General features: G+C 71.2%; 22 protein-coding genes and 1 pseudogene. 11 read left to right on the forward strand and 12 right to left on the reverse strand.

Annotation, left to right across the window (positions count from 1 at the left end):
• Positions 1-529: 529 nt before the first annotated feature.
• From CHC11_RS11270 to CHC11_RS11285, 3 genes and pseudogenes are all read left to right on the forward strand, one after another.
• Positions 530-736 (forward strand): annotated as a pseudogene (locus CHC11_RS11270) (JAB domain-containing protein); the annotation flags it as partial.
• A 511-nt stretch (positions 737-1,247) separates the two neighbouring features.
• The gene (locus CHC11_RS40205; RefSeq protein ID WP_143227026.1) at positions 1,248-2,900 is read left to right on the forward strand and encodes a calpain family cysteine peptidase; all 1,653 of its coding nucleotides are present in this window, start codon (positions 1,248-1,250) and stop codon (positions 2,898-2,900) included.
• A 2-nt stretch (positions 2,901-2,902) separates the two neighbouring features.
• Entirely contained in the window at positions 2,903-3,163 is a 261-nt protein-coding gene (locus CHC11_RS11285; protein WP_089311579.1) for a DUF6406 domain-containing protein, read from the forward strand.
• A gap of 23 nt (positions 3,164-3,186) precedes the next feature.
• On the opposite strand, the gene CHC11_RS11290 is transcribed toward CHC11_RS11285, so the two are convergent.
• The gene (locus CHC11_RS11290) at positions 3,187-3,426 is read right to left on the reverse strand and encodes a hypothetical protein (RefSeq protein ID WP_143227027.1); all 240 of its coding nucleotides are present in this window, start codon (positions 3,424-3,426) and stop codon (positions 3,187-3,189) included.
• Between CHC11_RS11290 and CHC11_RS43820 the strand changes: the two genes are divergently transcribed.
• Together CHC11_RS43820 and CHC11_RS11295 are read left to right on the forward strand one after the other, a co-directional pair.
• Entirely contained in the window at positions 3,379-3,624 is a 246-nt protein-coding gene (locus CHC11_RS43820; protein WP_425427300.1) for a Scr1 family TA system antitoxin-like transcriptional regulator, read from the forward strand. The two genes, CHC11_RS11290 and CHC11_RS43820, sit on opposite strands and share 48 nt — an antisense overlap.
• Positions 3,551-3,784 carry a DUF397 domain-containing protein gene (locus CHC11_RS11295; protein WP_089311581.1) on the forward strand — a complete coding sequence of 78 codons (234 nt, stop codon included), beginning with the start codon at positions 3,551-3,553 and terminating at the stop codon, positions 3,782-3,784. The genes CHC11_RS43820 and CHC11_RS11295 overlap by 74 nt, the downstream gene beginning before the upstream one ends.
• A gap of 105 nt (positions 3,785-3,889) precedes the next feature.
• On the opposite strand, the gene CHC11_RS11300 is transcribed toward CHC11_RS11295, so the two are convergent.
• A complete protein-coding gene (locus CHC11_RS11300) occupies positions 3,890-4,807 on the reverse strand; it encodes a hypothetical protein (RefSeq protein WP_245919063.1) in 918 nt (305 codons plus the stop codon).
• A 44-nt stretch (positions 4,808-4,851) separates the two neighbouring features.
• Here CHC11_RS11300 and CHC11_RS11305 point away from each other — a divergent pair, with 44 nt between their 5' ends.
• Entirely contained in the window at positions 4,852-5,688 is an 837-nt protein-coding gene (locus tag CHC11_RS11305; RefSeq protein WP_089311582.1) for a 2,3,4,5-tetrahydropyridine-2,6-dicarboxylate N-succinyltransferase, read from the forward strand.
• On the opposite strand, the gene CHC11_RS11310 is transcribed toward CHC11_RS11305, so the two are convergent.
• The gene (locus CHC11_RS11310; RefSeq protein ID WP_245919098.1) at positions 5,678-6,361 is read right to left on the reverse strand and encodes a 4'-phosphopantetheinyl transferase family protein; all 684 of its coding nucleotides are present in this window, start codon (positions 6,359-6,361) and stop codon (positions 5,678-5,680) included. The two genes, CHC11_RS11305 and CHC11_RS11310, sit on opposite strands and share 11 nt — an antisense overlap.
• Positions 6,362-6,394: 33 nt before the next feature.
• Between CHC11_RS11310 and dapE the strand changes: the two genes are divergently transcribed.
• Together dapE and CHC11_RS11320 are read left to right on the forward strand one after the other, a co-directional pair.
• The gene (gene dapE / locus CHC11_RS11315; protein ID WP_089311583.1) at positions 6,395-7,471 is read left to right on the forward strand and encodes a succinyl-diaminopimelate desuccinylase; all 1,077 of its coding nucleotides are present in this window, start codon (positions 6,395-6,397) and stop codon (positions 7,469-7,471) included.
• On the forward strand, positions 7,468-8,268 hold the full coding sequence (locus CHC11_RS11320; protein WP_089311584.1) for an LOG family protein: 801 nt from the start codon (positions 7,468-7,470) through the stop codon (positions 8,266-8,268). The genes dapE and CHC11_RS11320 overlap by 4 nt, the downstream gene beginning before the upstream one ends.
• Before the next feature lie 67 nt (positions 8,269-8,335).
• Here the strand turns inward: CHC11_RS11320 and CHC11_RS41230 are convergent, their stop codons facing one another.
• From CHC11_RS41230 to CHC11_RS11340, 4 genes are all read right to left on the reverse strand, one after another.
• Complete coding sequence (locus tag CHC11_RS41230) at positions 8,336-9,241, reverse strand: CU044_5270 family protein (RefSeq protein ID WP_089311585.1); 906 nt, start codon at positions 9,239-9,241, stop codon at positions 8,336-8,338.
• Between the two features lie 37 nt (positions 9,242-9,278).
• Positions 9,279-9,626 (reverse strand): hypothetical protein, encoded by a 348-nt coding sequence (locus tag CHC11_RS11330; protein WP_089311586.1) that lies wholly within the window; start codon positions 9,624-9,626, stop codon positions 9,279-9,281.
• 304 nt (positions 9,627-9,930) lie between these two features.
• Complete coding sequence (locus CHC11_RS11335; RefSeq protein ID WP_089311587.1) at positions 9,931-10,575, reverse strand: hypothetical protein; 645 nt, start codon at positions 10,573-10,575, stop codon at positions 9,931-9,933.
• Positions 10,576-10,834: 259 nt separating this feature from the next.
• On the reverse strand, positions 10,835-11,407 hold the full coding sequence (locus CHC11_RS11340; RefSeq protein ID WP_089311588.1) for a hemerythrin domain-containing protein: 573 nt from the start codon (positions 11,405-11,407) through the stop codon (positions 10,835-10,837).
• A 254-nt stretch (positions 11,408-11,661) separates the two neighbouring features.
• On the opposite strand from CHC11_RS11340, the gene CHC11_RS11345 reads away from it, so the two are divergent.
• Together CHC11_RS11345 and CHC11_RS11350 are read left to right on the forward strand one after the other, a co-directional pair.
• Positions 11,662-12,867: a hypothetical protein gene (locus tag CHC11_RS11345; protein WP_089311589.1), complete on the forward strand. Its 1,206-nt coding sequence runs from the start codon at positions 11,662-11,664 to the stop codon at positions 12,865-12,867.
• A 233-nt stretch (positions 12,868-13,100) separates the two neighbouring features.
• Positions 13,101-14,297, forward strand: coding sequence for a cytochrome P450 (locus CHC11_RS11350; RefSeq protein WP_089311590.1), 1,197 nt, complete (start codon positions 13,101-13,103; stop codon positions 14,295-14,297).
• Between the two features lie 15 nt (positions 14,298-14,312).
• Here the strand turns inward: CHC11_RS11350 and CHC11_RS42565 are convergent, their stop codons facing one another.
• From CHC11_RS42565 to CHC11_RS11370, 4 genes are all read right to left on the reverse strand, one after another.
• The gene (locus tag CHC11_RS42565) at positions 14,313-15,878 is read right to left on the reverse strand and encodes an SAM-dependent methyltransferase (protein WP_245919066.1); all 1,566 of its coding nucleotides are present in this window, start codon (positions 15,876-15,878) and stop codon (positions 14,313-14,315) included.
• 236 nt (positions 15,879-16,114) lie between these two features.
• The gene (locus CHC11_RS11360; RefSeq protein WP_218826012.1) at positions 16,115-17,308 is read right to left on the reverse strand and encodes a family 2 encapsulin nanocompartment cargo protein terpene cyclase; all 1,194 of its coding nucleotides are present in this window, start codon (positions 17,306-17,308) and stop codon (positions 16,115-16,117) included.
• Between the two features lie 49 nt (positions 17,309-17,357).
• The gene (locus tag CHC11_RS11365; protein WP_089311591.1) at positions 17,358-18,194 is read right to left on the reverse strand and encodes a geranyl diphosphate 2-C-methyltransferase; all 837 of its coding nucleotides are present in this window, start codon (positions 18,192-18,194) and stop codon (positions 17,358-17,360) included.
• A gap of 205 nt (positions 18,195-18,399) precedes the next feature.
• Positions 18,400-19,044, reverse strand: a complete 645-nt coding sequence (locus CHC11_RS11370) for a DUF6962 family protein (RefSeq protein WP_089311592.1) — start codon at positions 19,042-19,044, stop codon at positions 18,400-18,402.
• Positions 19,045-19,148: 104 nt separating this feature from the next.
• Between CHC11_RS11370 and CHC11_RS11375 the strand changes: the two genes are divergently transcribed.
• Positions 19,149-20,567 carry an RtcB family protein gene (locus CHC11_RS11375; protein ID WP_281258301.1) on the forward strand — a complete coding sequence of 473 codons (1,419 nt, stop codon included), beginning with the start codon at positions 19,149-19,151 and terminating at the stop codon, positions 20,565-20,567.
• 38 nt (positions 20,568-20,605) lie between these two features.
• Here CHC11_RS11375 and CHC11_RS11380 read toward each other — a convergent pair whose 3' ends face one another.
• On the reverse strand, positions 20,606-21,028 hold the full coding sequence (locus CHC11_RS11380) for an archease (RefSeq protein ID WP_089311593.1): 423 nt from the start codon (positions 21,026-21,028) through the stop codon (positions 20,606-20,608).
• Positions 21,029-21,100 lie beyond the last annotated feature (72 nt).

The following is a 21,100-nucleotide window of genomic DNA, read 5'->3' on the forward strand; positions in this document are numbered from 1 at the left end:
CACTGGTCAGAATGCAATCGACGCCCACCAGCACGTCTTTATGTGAACTATCCGAAGTCTCCCGTCTTTCCTAAAAGGCGCATCCGACTGTCAGGGGTAAATGTCATGCTGCGGTAAACGCAGGGCAAGTAAGGGACATCCGCCTCCCCAAGTTCCAGCGCGAGTTCGTCTGGACGCGGGAGCAGGTCCTCGCCTTCTGGACTCGATAGCGCGCAACTACCCGATCGGCAGCCTGTTGCTGTGGCGCAGCGACCTTGCGCTCGCGAGCGAACGCAGCATCGCCGGCGTCGCGATCGACGTCCGCGAGGACAAGGCGGCAACTGCTGCCCCGGCACGGCCAAGAACATCGAGGTGGACGAACCGCCCCTGAGCGTCCGGCTCTGGACGTCCCAGCAGTACAGGCGCGACAGCGGCAGAACGAAGGCGTTCGCTCTGCTCCTGGCGGCGGCGGGACCGCGGGACCTGCGCACGGGGCAGCGGATCGACACCGGACGCGCCCTGGCGATGTCCAACGACTTGCAGTACCACCACTTCTTCCCGGGACGTTCTGACCGCGGTCCTCTCGACCGGCGGCGCCGCGTTCGGCGTGGCGCACAACGATCCCAGTGGACGCCTTGAGCCCAGCGCGTCCGAGGGCCGGGCGACGGAGGCGCTGCGCGATGCCGCCGACACGGTCGGCCTGCACTTCATGGACCACGTCATCGTCACCGATACCGCCTGGTCCCGCGTGCCCTGATCGCGCTGGCTGGTTCCCTGTCGGTTGCCGTGCGCCCAATCGCTCCGTTCGGCGGCGTTGGCCGTGAAATGGCGTCGAGGATGTGGCCTCCGAAGTCGTTTAGCCGCAGTATCGAAACAGCAATAAGGATCATTGATCAATGAAACGTGCAATCTCGAAGACTTCCCGCTTTCATGGACCGTGGGTGATCGCGGAGCCCCCGTGGTCATCGGGCACCGGTGGTTCTTGTAAGCGAGACAGGCGGCCGCTGCCGAACCGTCTGTGGAGGGCTGGGGCGAGCGTGGAGAATCCCACCAGGATCGAGGACAAGGAAGAGAAGGCCGACCGGCCCAGGCCGCCCAGGCTCCCGCCCGACAACCCCGGGAGCCCTGGCCAGCCGTCCCGGCTGGAGAGCCTCGCCCGCTCCCGCGCGCTTGCCCAGCAAGAGAACGGGGCACCGCAGGCTGAGGCCGAGGACAGTCGGGAGGAGAGCGGCCCTGGCCGACCCGAGGCGCAGGGCGGGGAGTCGGCCGTGGGCGGACCAGCGGCGGAGACAGATCGTTCAGAGACCGACGAGGAAGCATCGCGGGACGAGCGCAGCGAGGACACGCGTTCCGGGGACGCAAGGGCTGGGCAGACCGAGAGCGTCGGTGAGAAAGCCGAGATTCCCGAAGAGTCGGCGTCATCAGAACGGCGGTACACCTTGCCGACCGACAACCCCGGCTCACCGAACCAGCCGTCGCGGCTGGAAAGCCTCGCCCGCGCCCGCGAACCCGTCCAGCGGGAGAGCAGGCCACAGGGAACCGAAGCCGCGGACACAGGTAGCCCGCCGCCCCCAGGGCCCGCCATCGAGCCTGCTTCGCCGCTGCCGGAGAACGGCGGCCCGAAGGCCCAGCTTCCGCAGGAGCGGGGTTCGAGCGGCCAGCAGGACTATAAGTCGGGCACCGACGAACCAACGCCCGCCTCGGGATCGGAGAACGGGAACGCGCGCGACCTGGGGGAAGTGATCGCTCGGGAGTCCGCGAGTCAGCCGGAAGACCTGCCCGCCAACGACCTCCGCCCGGGCTTTACCAGCGAGTCGGACGGTTCGGCGGCCTCCAACATCTCGGACGACGTGGCGGACGACCTGGAGACAAGAATCTCCGGGGAAGAACCAGCCGCCGACAACGGGCGCAACGTCGACATCGACGAGGACGTCCTCGAGGGCGAACGCGGAATATCGGACCGGCTAAAACAGCTCGCCGCCAAGTTGGACCGAAGCGATGAACCAAAAGAGTTGGACGGCAGAGTCGATCGCCCAGATTTCCAGGATCCACGGGAGGATTCGCGCTATGTCCCCGACCGCTATGGCACGCCGCTGGATCGCACTGACGGTACCCGGATACCGTTGTTCGACGGTGAACTCGCCCGGGAGCAAGCAGAACAAGGGATACTCGGCGACTGCGGTGTAATCGCCACCCTGGGAGCGGTCGCCGAAAAATATCCAGAGGCCATCCGGAACTGTGTGAGCGAGACCGAGGACGGCAGCTATGAGGTCCGCCTGCATGAGGCTGAGTACTCGAAGTCCAAACATCGTTACGAGCCGACCGGACTGTCTATAAAGCTTGCGGTGACACCTGAGCTCCCGATCAGGGATAAGGATCCCAGTAAACCCGCGTTTGCTGCACTTACGTCAACGAATGTGGCTTGGGCGCCCGTTCTGGAGAAGGCAATAGCCGGGTTGGATCAGATGTGGAGCACTGAACGCCGGGAGAGGGTGAACCGTATCTGGAAAGCGCAGGGCAAGCCGGGAGACGCGCCGACCGGCTATGTGCGATTGAATCAGGGCAGCAACCCTGCCCAGCGCGCCGAACTCCTCACGCAGCTCACGGGCCTTCCTGCCAAGACGGTGAATTTTCCTACCGGCTATGATAGTCAAGGGCGAAGCGCGGACCGTCGGCTTCAGGACGAGATCGCCGACCATCTCTCCCGGGGCAGGCCCGTACTGGTCGGAATCCGTGAGCTGGACAAAGATGAACTGCTTTTGCCGAAGAGACTCGTTGCCGGCCACGCCTACGAGGTCACCAAGGTCGACGATCAGGGGAATTTCCACCTGCGCAATCCCTGGAACGACAAGCAACCTCTTCCGTTGACGGTCAAAGATTTCAAGGCCAACATTCGGCCGCCCTACACCACAATGGAGTGACGATGGCAATCGAAGAGATCGGCCTGAAGCAGGGTACGCAGACCTATATCGACAAGGAGATGAAGATCGGACTGGTCGGTGCGCGTAAAGGGAACAACGACCGGCCGCCAGAGGTTGCTCTCTATGTGAAAGACGATAGAGAGCGTGACTTGATCCTCCGCCCTGGAGACACCTTTCTAGTCGGGAATCAGACTTGGAGGCTTGAGCGAGTCGATGAAGCCGGGGTGGACAAGCTCGGCGCCGTCTTTGCCAGAATTGAATAAGGTCTTCAGGTGGCGCGTGCCTGTCAGCGGGTCGGCGCGAGCCGGTGGCCGGGCACGAACGCCCACCACCAGCAGGCGTAGATCCCGTACCGAATCTGCAGGCCAGGGATCCAGTACGTCAGGCCGGCGGCCGGGATCATCGGCTCAGCCCCCGCCGGACGGCTGAGCGGCCAGCGCCTCCCGCAGTTAACCGGCCAGTCGGCGGACACGAGGCCATGGCGGAACAGATCGACCACCTGATCTGCTTGGCGCAGTTGCCGCACGTTCAGATCCGGGTCATCCCATTCAGCCGAATCACGCCAGTTGCGCTGGTCGGACTACTCAGCTTCGAGAGGGAGGCCGACCTTCTGTACTTTGAGACAGGGAGCGTCGGGCAGTTGGTCGACCGTGAGGACGACGATCCCCAACGTATTGACAACTCGTTGGCGCGAGAGCAGTTACAGCGGCGGAACAGGCGGTGAGTGTGTAGAGCTTGCCGTCGTATCAGGACACGTCCTGCTCCGAGACTCCAAGGACCCGGACGGTCCTCGACTCGAGTTGATCGGATACTGGTCGCGGATCTGGTCATCCTGCCGCGTCCAGGGCGGGCTCCACGAAGCGGCGGCACGTCTCGTCCTCTAGGGGGTCCTGGAATCTCGACGTCACTGGACCATTCTCGCTCGGACCGCCGACGATTTCGGGACGATCGGGCCTTCCGCCGTGATCTGGCCGTCCCCGGTCGGAGGGCTACTGGACTATGACGGTGGTCTGGGTGGCTTCCTTGTCCTCCGTCCAGCCGTCGTGGCCGGCCTTGGACTGCCAGTGCTTGCCCGCGTAGCGGACTTCGGTCAGGCCGTAGGCCTGGGCGTGGGTCGCGGCCCAGCTCGCCACCGCCCAGCCTGAGCGGGGGTTGGTGACCTGGATCGCGTTCCACGATTTCGGGTCGGACGGGGAGCCCGCCTTGAGGGGGCCGGGGCCGCCGACCTTCAGGCGGCTGCCGAAGGCGCGGCGCATCTCCAGAAGGGCCTCGGGGCGGCGGGACGTCGTCTTCTTGCCGGGCGGGTACCAGCAGCGGGCCGTGGCGGGCTCGCGGCCCGTGAAGGCGGTGGCGAGGAGCTTGCCGTCGGGCTCGTGCTGGGCGTAGGCGCTGCCGTCGGCGCTGCGCTGGACCTTCTGCGCCGCGTCGTGCAGGTCGCGGTCGAGGTAGTCCTTGACCTTGACGAGGGCGTCGAAGAACTTGCTGGTGGCCTGGACGGGGTCGCGGAGCTTGTCCGGCGTGCCCCAGCCCTGGGACGGGCGCTGCTGGAACATGCCCACCGAGTCGCGGTCGCCGTTCGGCAGGTTGTGGATGTGCGACTCCTGGATCGCGGTCGCGTAGGCGATCACCACGGCGCGTTCGGGGAGCTGCTTGCGGAACGCGACGGCGGCGATGGTGGCGGCGTTCGCGCCCTGCTCCAGGTCGAGCGGCATCTTGCCCAGGCTCGTGCGCACCTCGCAGCCGGATCCGTGCAGGTACGGGCGCGCTCGCTGGAAGGCCGCGTAGACGCCCACGCCCACCAGCAGCACGACGACGCACAGGATCGCGGCCCAGCGGACGCCGCGCCGGCGGCGCCCGCCGCCCGCCCCCTCCTCGGGGCGCGCCTTCAACCTCGCCCAAACAGCCACGCGAAGACAGTACTGGGAGATGGCCCCCAGTAAGCTCAGGAGGCATGACCGAAACGTTCACCAGCCCGATCTCCGGCGGCATCGACGAGTTGTGGGAGCGGCGCGCCGAACTGACGCCGGACGACGCCGAGGCGCGCGCGGCGATCGTCGCCGCCGTCGACCAGCTCGACGCCGGGGAGGCCCGCGTCGCCCGGATCGACCCCGCGACCGACGAGGTGGTCGTCGACGAGCGGGCCAAGCGGGCGATCCTGCTGAGCTTCAAGGTCCTCGGCATGGCGCGGTCGCAGGTGGGCGACTTCCGGTACCACGACCGCATCCCGTTGAAGACGCGCCTGGACGGCGTGCGCGTCGTGCCCGGCGCCATCGCGCGGTGGGGCGCCCATCTGGCGCCGGGCGTGGTGCTGATGCCGTCGTTCACCAACATCGGCGCCTACGTCGACTCCGGGACGATGGTCGACACCTGGGCCACCGTGGGGTCGTGCGCGCAGGTCGGCAGGAACGTCCACCTGTCGGGCGGCGTCGGCATCGGCGGCGTGCTGGAGCCGCCGAACGCCAAGCCGGTGGTCATCGAGGACGAGGCGATGATCGGCAGCCGGTCCATGATCGTCGAGGGGGCGCGGGTGGGGCGCGGCGCCGTCGTCGGGTCGGGGACGAACCTGTCGGCGTCCATGCCGGTCATCGACGTCGAGACGGGCGAGGAGATCGGCCGCGGGCGCATCCCCGACTGGTGCGTCGCGGTGGGCGGCACCCGCTACAAGGAGTTCAAGGGCGGCACGTTCGGGCTTCCGGCGGTGCTGATCCTCAAGCGGCTGGAGGAGGGGCAGCGCCACGACAAGGCGTCCCTCAACGACATCCTCCGCGACCACGGCGTCAACACCTGAGCGGGAACTCGGCGAGCCTGAGGGGACGGCCGGTGAGGACGGCGGCCGAGGCGGCGTAGCCGGGGCCCGCGTCCAGGTCGGCGAGGCGGACGGGGGAGACGGCCGCCTCGCCCTCCCAGCCGACGACCTCGGGCGGCTCGTCGGGGCCGGAGACGTGGATGGCGGTCATCGGGGCGGCCAGCCCGTGGCCGGTGGCCTTCAGGAGGGCCTCCTTGCGGCTCCAGTAGGCGTGGAAGCCGCGTCTGCGGTCCGTCATGGTCCTCAGCACCTCCGACTCGGCGGCGGTGAGGACCATCCGGGAGAGGCCGTCGATGTCGCGGTCGCTCTCCTGCTCCACGTCCGCCCCGACCTCGGCGCCCTCGACCAGGACGAGCAGGACGCGGTCCCCCGAGTGGGAGAGCGAGAAGTCCAGGCCGCTGCCGGGCAGGCGCGGCTTGCCGTGCGTGTCGCCGCAGAGCGGGCAGTCGGTGGTGAAGCGCAGGTCGCGCGGTGGCCGCCCGGTGGCCTCGGCGAGGACCGTGCGCGCGAGGAACCGCCCGGTGACGAACCGGGCCTTGTCCTCGGCGCGAATGAACCGGGCGTAGCGGGCGCGCTCCCCCTCGTCCAGGAGGTCGCGCATCCGGGGGTCGTCGGCGGGACGCGCCCAATGGACGGCGCACTCCAGTACGGGCATCTCCACGAACGCGATGATAGATAACCTTCGACCATGGGGCTTGATCTCTGTTCGGACGTGGTGGACCTGACGGCGGCCGTCGTCGACATCGAGTCGGTGAGCGGCGGGGAGGAATCCCTGGCCGGGGCCGTCGAGGAGGCGCTGCGGGCGCTGCCGCACCTGGCGGTGGAGCGCGTCGGCAACAACGTCGTCGCGCGCACCGACCTCGGACGGGCCGAACGGGTCGTCCTGGCGGGGCACCTCGACACCGTCCCGCTGAACGGCAACCTCCCGTCCCGCGTGGAGGGCGACCGGCTCTACGGCTGCGGCACCACCGACATGAAGAGCGGCGTCGCGGTCGCGCTGCGGCTCGCCGCGACCGTCGAGGCGCCCGGCCGGGACGTCACCTACGTCTTCTACGACTGCGAGGAGGTCGAGGCCGCGCGCAACGGGCTGCGGCATCTCGCGGAGTACCGGCCCGAGCTGCTCGCGGGCGACTTCGCCGTGCTGATGGAGCCGACCGGCGGGATGGTCGAGGGCGGCTGCCAGGGCACGATGCGCGTCCAGGTCACCGCGACGGGGGAGCGGGCGCACAGCGCGCGCGCCTGGATGGGGTCCAACGCGATCCACTCGGCCGGGGCGATCCTGGACGTCCTGCGCGCCTACGAGCCGTCCCGTCCGGTCGTGGACGGCCTGGAGTACCACGAGGGCCTGAACGCGGTGTTCATCTCGGGCGGCGTCGCAGGGAACGTCATCCCGGACGAGTGCGTCGTCACCGTGAACTATCGGTTCGCGCCCGACAAGTCCCTCGCCGACGCGGAGGCGCACCTCAGGGAAACATTCGCCAGCTTCCAGGTGACGGTGACCGACGGTGCCCCGGCCGCCCGCCCGGGGCTGAACCACCCGGCCGCCGCCGCGTTCGCCGCGGCCAGCGGCGCCGAGGTACGCGCCAAGCTCGGCTGGACGGACGTCGCCCGCTTCGCCGAGCTCGGTGTCCCGGCCGTCAACTACGGCCCCGGCGAGCCGACCCTCGCGCACACGCGGGACGAGTACGTCGAGATCCCCCTCATCGCCGAGTGCGAGCAACGTATGCGCATGTGGCTGGAGGGTCCCACTACCGTGGCTTCATGACATCGGAAGTGAATTCCCGCTCGCGCCGGCAGGGGCCGGCCATGCTGCGGGGGCGGGCCGTCCCCCCGACGACGACCGACCAGCGGCTCCTGGACGGCCGCGGTTCGGTCGACTGGGTGCACGCCGACCCGTGGCGGGTGCTGCGGATCCAGGCGGAGTTCGTCGAGGGCTTCGGCCTCCTCGCCGAGCTGCCGAAGGCCGTCAGCGTCTTCGGCAGCGCCCGCACCAAGCCGGACTCCCCGGAGTACGAGCTCGCCGTCGACATCGGCGCCCGCCTGGACGAGGCCGGCTACGCCGTCATCACCGGCGGCGGCCCGGGAATCATGGAGGCGGCCAACAAGGGCTGCGACGAGAACGGCGGCCTGTCGGTCGGCCTCGGCATCGAGCTGCCGTTCGAGCAGAAGCTGAACGACCATCTCGACATCGGCCTGGAGTTCCGCTACTTCTTCGTCCGCAAGACGATGTTCGTGAAGTACTCGCAGGCCTTCGTCGTCCTGCCGGGCGGGTTCGGGACGCTGGACGAGCTGTTCGAGGCGATCACCCTCGTCCAGACCAAGAAGATCACCCGCTTCCCGATCGTGCTGGTCGGCACGCGGTTCTGGGGCGGCCTGCTCGACTGGGTCAAGGAGTCGATGCTGACCTCCGGCAAGATCTCGCCGCAGGACATCGACCTGATCCACCTCACCGACGACCCGGAGGAGGTCGTCAAGATCATCGTTGAGGGCCACACCCGGGCGGAGCAGGAGATCATCGAGTCCCGCGCCGCGGCCGAGGCCGCCGACACCGCCGGAGAGTAGCGCGCGCCGTGGACCTGCATGATCGGCCCGATCATGCAGGTTTAGGCGTTCTCGTGCGCGGATCGGGCTACCTGGGCGCCAGGTCCGTCCACTCGGCCGCGATCGTGGCGCCGCCGGGAACCGTGACCTGTGCGCCGTCGGCCGAGACGAAGTAGTCGGTGCCGGTGATCCGCGACGTCTTCGGGTCGATGACCAGGTGCGCCTTCCCGCCCCCGCCGAAGGAGATCGACAAGCCCTGCCCGCCCTTGACCGGGCCGAGGTTGCTGACGTTCGGGTAGGAGGCGACCGCGCGGAAGGCGGCGGCGCGGACCTGCGGCGGTGTCGGCAACTGCGAGAGCAGGGACAGCAGCCCTTCGAAGACGAACCGCTCCTGCGCGGCGCCGTCGGGACGTCCGGCGCTCGTCGTGACGTCGCTCTTCTTCACGGCGGCGGCGATCCACGCCTTCAGCCCGCCGGGCGTGGTCGGCAGCTCCTGCAACTGCGCGAGCGTGACCTCGGGCCCGCCCAGCCGGAACGGAGCGGGCCGGGTGAGCACGACCACCTTGCCCTGGGTCTTCTCTCCCTTCCACCAGACCCGGCCGTCCCGCCGGGTCCAACTCTCCATGGTGGTGCGCGCACCACCGTCGCGGTTGGTGGAAACGGTCCTGACGTACCAGTACGTACCGGAACCCGCGGGCGCCTTCAGCGCGGTGGTGGCGGCCACGAGCAGGACCTGCCGACCGGAGGGGGCGGCCGCGGCGGACGCGGCCGGGCCCTCCTTCGCCCCCTCGGCCCCACCGGCGCCGACGGTCCCGACCACCACCGCGGCGGCCGCGGCGGCGAGGGCGAGCCCCGCCGAGGCCAGGAGCACGGGCCGCCGCCGCCCTGCGGAACGGCGCGGGGCCTGCTCGGCCGGTCGCGTGTTCTGGTCGATCTCGCTCATCACGAACTCCCGGAGTCGTTGGTGACGGTCGCCCGGAAAGTCCCGCTCCACCGGTGCCGGCAGCTGGGCGCGGGGACCGACGTTCTCCTCATCCGCTGACGATCACGGCCGCCTGAGTCACGATCAGAAGTGCCACCTGCCCCACGACCAGTAGCGGGCGGATCCACGCGGTCATCGTCCCGCCGGGCCGGACCAGCAGCGCGAGGACACCGGCGACGCCGCTGCCCCAGAAGGACCACCAGGCGATGGGCAGGAGGGTGTCCGAGGCTGGATCGCACTGCTCCCCATAGGTGAGGCATCTGGCGTACTCCGGGGTTGCGAGCACGTAGAGCCAGGCGAGCACGGTCACGGGAAGGAGCAGGGCGAGTACGACCCCCGCGCCGACGCGCCAGCCGGAGCGCGTCCGAGAGGCGGCAGCGGTGCTTTCCACGATCATGCCTCCAGTGAACAGGCCGCCGACCGCTTGATCGATCCGTACACCTACTCACGTTCCTGCGGTGCGGTACTCAACGGGACCGGCGCACCGGGCCCGGGAGCACCCTCATGGACGGTCGGGTCTCCCAGGTGGGGAGGGTCCGAGCGCCCGTGCTGCCGGGCCCCATCTCTTTCGGGCATACCGGCATTGCCGGCAGTTCTCGATCTCATGCCCTCGCTCTGGGACGCCCCCGGCCACCGAGCCGCTCGAACCGAGGCGGCGGGCGTGCTCGTGCGCTGGGCGCCGAACCTCGCCAGAGGTCGGCTCAACCTGGCGGCGGAACGAGGTCGGCGTGGCGGACGGTGTACCCGCCCCGGGTGACGGGGGCGAAGGGCGCCGGTGCCTGGCAGGTGCCGCTCCTGCCCTCGATCACGTTCCCGTCCCCGTCCTCGTCGGCATTGCCGGCCAGCCAGGACAGGCCGACGCGGTCCCGGGTATGACCAGGGCCGTCCTTTCCCGCGTCCAGAACGCTGAAGCCGAGCCGCTTCCCGAGCCAGGCCCGTACCGGTTCGTCCGCACGGACCACCTTCGCGGTGAGGGCCGCGTAACCCGGACTGGTGATCATGCAGTCCACCGCCGCCTCGAAGCGCACCGTGGTGTTCTGACCCGCGAGGTAGTGCGAGACCCTCACCGAACCCGCGGCGTCGGACGGCAGGCCGTGCGGGGCGCCCGGAAAGGGACGGGTGTACGGCGTCGCGCGCACGTCGAACTCGAAGTGACGGACGTCCTTGTCCGGCGCGAACGTCAGTCGGAAGTCGGCGGCGCCCCGAACGCTCGCGATCGGGGTTCCGGCCGCGGGCCCGGCCCCCGGCCGGCCCTGAGGGGCGGCGGCCTGAGCTGCCGTGGCGCCCCCGGCCACCACGATGGTGGCGGCCGTGATGAGGATCGCCTTCGTCCTGATGCTGCGCAAGGCCGTCTACCTTCCTGAAGTCCAAGCCGGTGCGGACTGCCGGCCCCTCCGATGCTCCAGTCTCGGCATTGCGCTCGGCCTCCCCCGTGCGGGTCGGGCGGCTCCCCCTTGGGGACCAGTCAGGTCCGCGGCGTTCGCACATCGCCCGCGCGGGGACGTTCGATTCTCGAACGACCGACGGCGGCGGGAACGCGCCTGCCGGGGACTGCGTCCTCGGCAGGACCGCGGCCCTCCACGCGGGGGCGCTGGTCGATGATGGTCACTTCTTGTCGCGGGCGTCGCGGATCATGTCGCGGACGCGGTCGCTCACCGCGGCCAGCGGCCCGGCGAGCATGTTCTTGGTCGCCGACTCCACGCCGGGGTGCGGGTGCGTGGGCGCGGTGGCCTCGGCGGCGCGGACGGCGGCGGCGAAGCCCTTGAGCTGGGCGGGGCTGAACTCGTCCTTGAGCCGGTCGAACTCGTAGCGCTCCTCGGCGCGGGCGTGGGTCAGCACGTCCACGCGCAGCTTGTCGAGCGACTTGAGGAAGCGCGGGTCGCCGGTGTCCATGCCGTCGAGCTCGGCGAGCAGCTCCTTGGCCTCGCGCTCCTCGGCCAGCCGGTCGTCCACGATGCCGTCGCCGCCGGGCAGGCGCCGGGCCACGGGATGGACGATCTCCTCCTCGGCGGTCTCGTGGATCGCCAGCAGCTTGACCAGCTGCCGGAAGGCGTCCTCGCGCGCGGCGCCCTCGGACTTCATGACCTCGTCGAACAGGTCCCTGATGCGGCCGTGCTGCGCGCGCAGCAGGTCGACGACGTCCTCGGTGGTCTCGGCGTTGGCGGGTGTGGTCTGCATGGGCCTTCCTCGCTTCCTGGCCGGCCGCGGCCTCGCGCCGGGCGGGCGTGCACGTGCGGTGGGCGGGCGATGCGGCGGCCCGTACCCGGGGCCGCCGACTCCATGCGGGTGGCTCCCGCTTTTCGGGCCGAGGTTCGGTCAACGCGGGACCAATCCTGAAACCGGGCGTGCCGAACAGGTGCAGGACGGATCGCCTCGGGTAGGCGCACCGGGCGTCAGTCCGATCAGCCCCGCACAAGGAAGGGACGAGCCTGGTGGCCTTCAACCCGCTCGAACACCGCGGCATCCCGCTGGACGACCAGTTGCGCAACTGGGCCCAGCTGGACGTGGCGCCCGTCGACCCCGACAAGTCCGATCCCTACACCAAGTGCCGCATCATCGCGATGAACGGCATCGAGGTGGAGGCGATCATGTTCAGCCACCACTTCAACCGCATCTGCCCCGACCTGGAGGTCAAGCAGCAGCTGGCCCAGGTCCGCAACATCGAGCAGCAGCAGCAGAAGGTGGTCAACTGGCTGCTGCCCGGCCAGGCGTCGGTGCTGGAGACCACCATCAGCTACGAGCAGGTCGCGGTCGACCTGACCGGCTGGGTCGCCCGCCAGGAGCCCGACCCCTACCTCAAGCAGGCCTACCAGTTCGGGCTGCTGGAGGACTTCGACCACCTGTACCGGTACTCCAACCTGTACGAGATGATCGAGCACCGCAAGGCCGAGAAGATCGTCGACCAGCTCACCGAGGTGATGCCGGGCCGCCCCGGGCCGATGCAGCACCGCCACCCGTTCGACAACGTCCGCGAGCCCTACGACCGCGAGACGGTCGCGCCGATCTCCAAGCTGCACGCGCTGACGATCATGGCGGCCGAGCAGCAGACGATGAACTTCTACATGAACGTCGGCCCGATGTACATGGAGCCGATCGCCCGCCAGCTCTACCAGGACATCGGCCTGATCGAGGAGGAGCACGTCACCCACTACGAGTCGCTGGTCGACCCCGGGGAGACCTGGTGGGAGCGGCTCGTCAACCACGAGTACAACGAGTGCTACCTGTACTACTCGTTCATGCAGACCGAGTCCGACCCGCGCGTCAAGGGCATCTGGGAGCTGCACCTGAACATGGAGCTGGAGCACCTGCGGATCGCCTGCGACCTGATGCGCCGCCACGACGGCCGCGACCCCGAGAGCATCCTGGCTCCCGCGCTGCCCGAGCCGGTCACCTTCGAGCCGAACAAGCAGTACGTGCGCGAACTGCTCGCCACGCAGATCGACTACACCACCCTCGGCACCGGCTACGTCCAGGAGGCCCACCGCCGCTTCGAGGAGTACCAGGACAAGATCAACGCCGAGCCGCCGCCCCAGGAGCGCGTCATCGACGAGCACCGCGCCAAGTTCGGCGACGAGTACCGCCTGGAGACCGACGGCCCCCACCCCGTCGAGCGCCTGCGCGACAAGCCCGCCACCTGACCGCCGGCCCCGCCTGCAGGGCGCCGGGTCGGGCGCGGCGTCCCGCGGCGACCTGGCGGCCCTGTTTCTCGACCATTGGGCGGGCCCTCTGGGTCCGGAAGACGTGGCACGGTCCACCGCCGGATGGCCGTAATCGGTCACATGACCCGGTTCATGATGTGCTGGGGTTGGGGGAAGGCGCCGTAAGCGATTGCTGACCGGCGCGCGGCTTTCGATGGCGGTGGGAGGCTGCGATGGGTGTGCGCTACAGCCTGTACGACTACGCGATTCAGCAGGACCCCTATCCGGTTTACGCGCAGTTAAGGGAGGACGCTCCGGTCTACCGTAATGACGAGGAGGATTTCTGGGTCCTGTCGCGGCACGAGGACGTGACCGCGGCGTTCCGGGACTTCCGGCGCTTCTCCAGCGCGAACGGGATCCTGCTGGAGCCGTCGGTGTGGGGGCCGGAGGCGCGGACGCACGCGTCGTTCCTCGCGATGGACCCGCCCGAGCACACCCGGATGCGCGGGCTCCTGGCGATGGCGTTCACCCCGCGCCGCGTCGCGGGACTGGAGCAGCGGGTCCGCGGCATCGCGCGCGGCCACCTGGACCGGGCGCTGGACGGCGCGGGGCCGGGCGGCGCGGAGATCGACCTCGTGGCCGACTACGCCGCGCTGCTGCCGATGGACGTCATCTCCGAGCTGGTCGGCGTCCCGGAGGCCGACCGCGGCGAGCTGCGGCGGCTGGCCGACGCGATCGTGCACCACCAGCAGGGCGTCCAGGACGTGACCGAGGCGGGCCGTGCGGCGATCCCCGCCCTGGTGGGCTACTTCCGGAGCCTGATCGCCGAGCGCCGGGCGCGGCGCCGCGACGACCTGGCGTCGGCGCTGCTGGACGCCGCCGAGGGCGACGACCACCTGACCGAGGCCGAGCTCATGGGGGTGCTGTTCATCCTGATCGCGGCCGGGAACGAGACGGCCACGAATCTGATCTCCAATGCCTGGCACTGCGCCTGGCGGCACCTGGACCGGCCGTCCGACGCGTTCGGGCGGGTCGGCGACTGGATCGAGGAGACGCTGCGCCTGGAGGCCCCGGCGCAGGCCGACGGGCGGACGGTGACCGGGGAGTTCGCCCTGCACGGGGTGAGCGTCCCCGCCGGGGCCCGCATGCTGCTGGTGATCGGCGCGGCCAACCGCGACCCGCGCGCGTTCGCCGATCCCGACCGGTTCGACCTGGGCCGCGACACCACGGCCAAGATCAGTTTCGGGTCGGGACGGCACTACTGCATCGGTGCGCACCTGGCCCGGCTGGAGGCCCGGGTCGCGCTGGAGGAGCTCGCGGCCCGCACCGGCGACTACGACATCGACGAGGCCGGGGCCCGGCGCGTCAACTCGCCCTACGTGCGCGGGTTCGCCGAGCTGCCGACCGCGATCACCCGCAGGGCGGGGTGAGGAGCGGGCGGCCGGTCAGGGCTTTCGGGCGACGGCCCCGATGAAGTGGCTCCACTCGGGGTCCCGCGCCGGCCGCGCGGGGTGCGGGCGGTCCCATCGCGGCACCCACACGATGCCCGGATCGAGGATCTCCAGCCCGGTGAGGCAGCGGGCCACCTCCTCGGGGCCGCGCGAGTAGATCGGCAGCTTCGACCTGCGGTACACGGCCTGGGAGTGCTCGGTGTCGCCCGGGTCCATGCCGCCGTCGTAGCCGTGGGAGATCACCACGTGGCTGCCGGACGGAAGCCGGCCGGCCAGGCGCCCGACCAGCCCGGCGGGATCGTCGTCGTCGTGGACGAAGTGCAGGACGGCCACCAGCAGCAGGCCCACCGGCTCGCCCAGGTCGATCAGTTCGTTCAGCCGGGGGTCGGCCAGCAGCTCCTCGGGGCGGCGCAGGTCGCCCTCGACGACCGCGACGCAGGGGCTGCCCTCCAGCAGGGCCCGGCCGTGCGCGAGCACGACGGGATCGTTGTCGACATAGACCACGCGGGCGTCCGGAGCGGCGTCGCGGGCGATCTCGTGGACGTTGCCCTGCGTGGGCAGGCCCGTCCCGACGTCGAGGAACTGCCGGATGCCGGCCTGCGCCGCCAGGTAGCGGACGGCGCGGGTCAGGAAGTCGCGGTTGGCGCGGGCCGCGGCGGGGGCGTCGGGCACCGTCTTCATGACCTCCTCGGCGGCCGCGCGGTCGACGGCGTAGTTGTCCTTGCCGCCGAGGTAGTAGTCGTAGATGCGGGCCGGGGAGGCCTGGAGGGTGTCGATGGACAGGTCGGCGGCCCGGTCCGCGGGCAGCGGCACCAGGACGGGCCGGGGCCGGTACTCCAGGCCCGGGTCGTCGCGGCCGATCTGGCCGGCGGTCCGCCGGAGGGCGGGCCCGGGCGGTGCCGGCAGGTTCTCCGCCTCCTCGTACAGGCGCAGCGCCTCGCGCTTGCGCCCGGCCCGGTGCAGCGCCAGCATCAGCAGGCCCCGCAGGTGCTCGTTCGAGGGCTCCTGCACGACCCAGCCGCGCGCGGGCCCGATGAGTTCGAGATGCCGGCCCTGGGAGAGCCGCACCTCGGCCAACTCCTCGCGCACCTGGCCGCGCTCGGCGACGAGCGCCCGCCGGGTCGCGTCCATGGCGCCGGCGGGCAGGTCGCCCAGCGGCTCCCCGCCCCACAGCCCCAGCGCGCGCTCGTAGCCGGCCATCGCCGCGGCGGCGTCGGAGGCGCGCAGCCGCCGGGCGCGCGCGGCCAGGACCCGGAACCGGCTCAGGTCCAGATCGTCGTCCTCGTCCAGGACGAGCCGGTACCCGCCGTGCTCGGTGACGAGGCGGCCGGGCGGGAGCGAGAGCCGCGCGGCGCCGACGGCCCGCGTGAGCGTGGCGGCCGGATCCGCCTCGCCGGAGGGGGCCGCGAGCCGCTCGACGAGCACGTCGGCCGGGACGGGACGGCCCTCCTCGAGCAGCAGCACGACCAGCAGCCCGCGCGCGTGCGGGTGGGGCACGGCGATGGATTCGCCGCTTCCCGCCCGGATGCCCAGCCTCCTGCGCAGAATACGGAATTCCACCGTGCGCCTCGCTTCATCCCCGGATACAGCGACGCAGAGAGAGAGTAATGCAGGTGACCTTTTCCGATGCGCGCCCGACCGGATGTGGCGGATCACGCTTGCGCATCAATCGGCTTTTGGCCGCTCCTTTGACTCCGCGGCAAAGCCGTGACCGCGAGCCCAGTGAACCGAACATGATTGGTGATCAACAAAATTCGGTAAAGCACGGCGCCGGGCGCATCGGGAACGGCGGCCCCTCAAGCCCCATCGCGGTAGCGCGGGTTGGTGGCATGCCATTCGAAACCGCCGCCCATCCAGGCCCGCAGCCCGCGCAGGAACCGCTGCAGCTCGGGGGAGGGGACGCCCGCGAGCTCCCGGTGGCCGGCCTCGAAGTCGCGGACGAGGTCGTTGTGCAGGCGCACCGCGGTCTCGGTCGCCTCCTCCACCGAGCAGCCCCGGTCCGCGGCGATCAGCAGCACCAGGTTGCAGACCGGGTTCTCGTCGGCGGCGTCCTTGGCCACCGAGTGCAGGTCGTTGACGATCACGCTCGCCGTCCCGGCCCGGAAGGCGGCGCGGCGGACGCGCGGGTCGTAGTACAGGTGGGCCGGGACCTCGTAGCCGCCGACGACGTCGACGAGCGTCATCGAGGTGTAGAAGCTGTCGTGCTGGCGTGCCGCCAGGTACTCCCAGGCGGGCGGGTGCTCGCCGGTCTCGCGCCAGGCCGCGTAGGCCGTCCAGCTCACGAACATGGCGAAGGTGGAGTAGCAGATCCGCTGGACCTGCACGGAGGACGCGTGGCGCTTCAGGTGGCCGACCGCCGAGCCGAGCATCCGCAGGACGACGTCGCCCTGCAGGGCCTCGCTCAGCGGCGGGGTGAACCCGCCCGCGGACGGGACGGGGTCCATCGCCGACATCACCAGCGTGAGGCGCTGGGGCAGCACCGCGGGCACGGCGCCGAGGGCGGTGTCGTCGGCGTAGTAGTCGTCGGCCGCCCACCAGCCGGCGTTCAGCTGCGCGGCGACGAGCAGGGCGTCCGGGTCGTCGGTGTCGGGGTGGGCGAGGGTCACGAGCCGTCCGAAGGCCGCCTTGCCCAGCGCGCCGAGCTCGTGGTCGTCGAATCCCTGGTCGCGCGCCCAGGAGGCCAGCCGGGCGTCGACCTCGGCGGCGAGGGCGTCGTCGGCGCGCTCGGGGAGCGGGCAGTAGAGCGGCGAGTGCGACCCGTCCCCCCAGGGGCGCTCGACGTAGCCGGGCCCGCCGCCCCCGACCGGCCGCGGATGCCTTCCGGCCAGGAGGTCGCCGTAGGGCACCTCCCGGCTGGGACGCGCCGCGGCGATCAGCGACGGCAGGTACGCCGCCCCGGTCCCCGGCCCGGACGGTCGCGCCGGCCCGGGTTCCGCGGACGAGCCGTACGGCGCGCGCCTGCCGCTGCACCCGTGGTGCGTCGTCTCCATGGTCTGCTCACCTGCCTCTGCCCGAAGGCGGCTGGTCCGGGTCGACGGGTCAGATGCGATCGGCGGCGATGAGCAGGTACTGGAAGCTGCCGTCGCGGTAGGCCTCCAGGAAGGCGCTCTCGATGCCCGTCGCGACCGACGACTTCTCGCGCAGCTCCCAGTACGGGATGGTGTCGGCGGTCAGGTCGACCACGGTGACGGGCACGAGCCGGTTGGCCGCCATCGCGCGGAAGTAGGCGCTGCGCGGGTGGATGTCGCACACGTAGTGGGCGTTGATGGTCGACACCGCCCGGGACGGCAGCCCGTAGACGTCGTTGTAGCAGCCGGTGATGGTGACGTACCGGCCGCCGCGGGCCAGCAGCCGGGAGTGCGCCGTGAACAGGTCGTCCAGGACGGTGTACATCGTCGACTCGTTGTTCCAGATCGCCTGGAACGCGCCCGCCTCGAACCCCGTGTCGAGCATGTTCCTGAAGTGGAACCGGACCTTGTCGGACACGCCGCGCTCGGCGGCCTGCGCGTTGGCGAAGTCGACCTGCGCCTGGGAGATCGACACCCCGTCGACCTGGCAGCCGAAGGCGGCGTTGGCCATGATGCTGGAGCCGCCGCGGCCCGAGCCGGCGTCCAGCAGCCGGTGGTCGGGCCGGATGTCGCCGAGGTGTTCGAGCAGGAACCGGGCCTGGGCGTTCTCCAGCCGGTGCAGTTCGGCGATGATCGCCTCTTCGCGGGCGTCCTCCGGCGTCTCCAGGACCGACCAGTCCACCTCGCCGATGCCGTAGTGGTGGTGGTAGATCCCCGACACGTCGCCGAGGCGCAGGTTGACCGGGTTGCGCTCGGTGTTCCAGTAGGTGGCGACGTCGTGCTGGTAGACGCTGGCGATGGCCGTCATGAACGCATTCCTCCACGGGGACGGTGGCTTCGGATCACGGGATGAAAGCTAACGGTGACCGTCCGTGTCCGAAAGGCCACCGTTCAGCACAGAAGGAAGACACCTCCGTTAGGGGAATGTGCCACCGGGGTCACTGCTGTCCGCCGGTGCCGCGCGACCGGCCGCACCCGTGCTATCCGAGCCCCGTGCTGTCCGGGGACCCGTGCTATTTGAGGAGGGCGCGCGGCTCGCGGTCCGGGCGGCGCGGCCTGCGGACCGCCAGGTAGAGCAGGACCATCCCGACGATCTGGGCGAGGTGGTAGACCGATGTCGGGTCCAGCGCGATGCCGCGGGTGACGCTCGGGTCGATCGCCTTGGTCGCGGCCGCGGCGGCGCTGGCGACCAGCGCGACGATCACCGGGCCGGCCATCGGATGGTGGTGCAGGGCCGCCCGGGCCCAGAGGGCGAGGATGCACACCATCGTCAGGCTCTCGCAGGCGAGCAGGGCGCCGACCCCGGCGTGCCCGGTCACCGCCAGGACGGCGTAGGCGCCGATCCCGACCGAGCGCAGCAGCCAGAACGTCCGGCCGTGGTGCGGGCCGAGCACCTCGGCTACGGTCGCCGCCAGCAGGTAGGAGACCGCGACGACGACCATGGCGCTGATCAGGGCCCAGCTCGGCCCCGACCACCGCTCCGAGTACTTGACCAGCCCGTGGTGGACGGATCCGGCGAGCGCCGCGATCCCGGCCCACCAGAAGGCCGTGCGCCAGTGCCGATGCGGCGCCGGGGAGCGTCCCAGACGGAGCGCGAGCGCCACCACGACCAGCCCGAGCGCGAGGTCGCTCAGCGAGGGCGCGGGTTCGGCCAGCATGATTCGCACGCTACCCGCCTGACGCGCGTGACCCTCCCGGCCGCCGGCGGGCCGGGAGCGCACGAGGTGCGCTTGGGGAGCGAGGCCGGGGGTACCCCCGCCTTGTGGACGCCGACCTGGTCGAGGACGGGCCCTACCGGTTCCGGATCGAACCGGTCGGCGCCATGCGCGTGCCCGGCGTGGTGTTCGCGTCGCGGGAGCTGCTGGCGCCCGCCGAGAACGCGATCGAGCAGGTCGCCCACGTCGCCGCGCTGCCGGGAGTGGTGGAGGCCTCCTACGCCATGCCCGACGTCCACCTGGGGTACGGCTTCCCGATCGGCGGCGTGGCGGCGACCGATCCGCGCGCGGGCGGCGTGGTCTCGCCCGGCGGCGTCGGGTTCGACATCTCGTGCGGCGTCCGGCTGCTGGCGGCGGACATCGACGCCTCCGGCCTCGGCCCCGTCCTGCCGGACCTGATGGACGGCCTCGACCCCGTCATCCCGCGCGGCATGGGCAAGGGCGCGGTCTGGCATCTGCCGGGACGGCGGGACCTGACCGGCATTCTCACCGGGGGAGCGCGGTACGCGGTCGAGCGGGGCCACGGGGACGAGCGCGACCTGCGCCGGTGCGAGGACGCGGGAGCGGTCGCCGACGCCGACCCCGGTCAGGTGGGCGAGCGCGCGGTGGAGCGCGGCGCCCGCCAGGTCGGCAGCCTCGGCTCGGGCAACCACTTCCTGGAGGTGCAGCGTGTCGCCGAGGTCTACGACGCGGACGTGGCCGGGGCGTTCGGGCTGCGGCCGGGGCAGGTCTGCGTCATGATCCACTGCGGGTCGCGCGGGCTCGGCCACCAGATCTGCACCGACCACGTCCGGGCGATGGAGGCGGCGATGCCGCGGTACGGCATCGAGGTCCCCGACCGGCAGCTCGCCTGCGCCCCGGTCGACTCCGCCGAGGGCCGCGCCTACCTGGGCGCGATGGCGGCGGCGGCCAACTACGGCCGCGCCAACCGGCAGCTGCTGACCCAGGCGGCGCGCCGGGTGTTCCGGCGGGTCGCGGGCGTCCGGCTCGACCTCGTCTACGACGTCTCGCACAACCTGGCCGAGCTCGAGGAGCACGTGGTGGACGGCGAGCGGCGGCGCCTGTGCGTGCACCGCAAGGGGGCCACCCGCGCCCTGCCGCCCGGCCACCCCGATCTGCCGCCCGACCTGCGCGGGGCCGGGCAGCCCGTGCTGATCCCCGGGACGATGGGGACCTCGTCCTACGTCCTGACGGGGGTGCCGGGCGCGCCGGCGTTCTCGTCCACGTGCCACGGCGCCGGACGGGTGCGTAGCCGCCACCAGGCCGCGCGCGGCGTCGGCGGCGAGCAGTTGCGGGCGAGGCTGGAGGGGCAGGGCATCGCCGTGCGGCCGTCGTCGTGGCGCGGTCTGGCCGAGGAGGCGCCGGACGCCTACAAGGACGTGTCCGCCGTGGTCGAGGCCGGCGAGGGCGCGGGGCTCTGCCGCAAGGTCGCCCGTCTCGTCCCGCTGGGCGTCGTGAAGGGCTGATCGGCGGTCGCGCGCGCCCTCGCCCGGCGCGCCGCCGGTCACACGTCGATCGTCACGGCGCAGGTCCAGCCGCGGGCGTCCCGGTCGAACCGCAGCTCGTGCAGCGACACCGCCTTGGGCACGGCTCCCGTCCCCACCGCCTCCGCCGCGTCCCCGGTCGCGAGCCGGGCGGTGAGCCCGCCGTCCGGCGTCTCCGCGATCTCGGCGTCCAGGACCAGGACGCCGTCGACGTCCAGGCGGTAGACCACCTCGTCCAGGACGGCGACGAGCAGGTCCGCGTCCGGGCCCGGCGGCACGTCCGCCCGGATGCCGCCGGACGGGCGGACGCCGGAGACGTCGGCGAACGATTCCACGAGCCCGGCCACCGCCTCGGCGACGCAGCGTTCCCGTGTCGGCCCCCACGCCTCGATGCGCAGGTCGGCGGTGTGGGGGACGCCTCGGTGCCCGCTTCCGCGCGACATGGTCGGACGGCTACCCGGCTCCGATCGCGAGAAACCGGCCGGGCCCTCGCGGGCGGCCGGGCGCGCCGGGCG

Source organism: Actinomadura mexicana (assembly GCF_900188105.1).
Classification (GTDB): domain Bacteria; phylum Actinomycetota; class Actinomycetes; order Streptosporangiales; family Streptosporangiaceae; genus Spirillospora; species Spirillospora mexicana.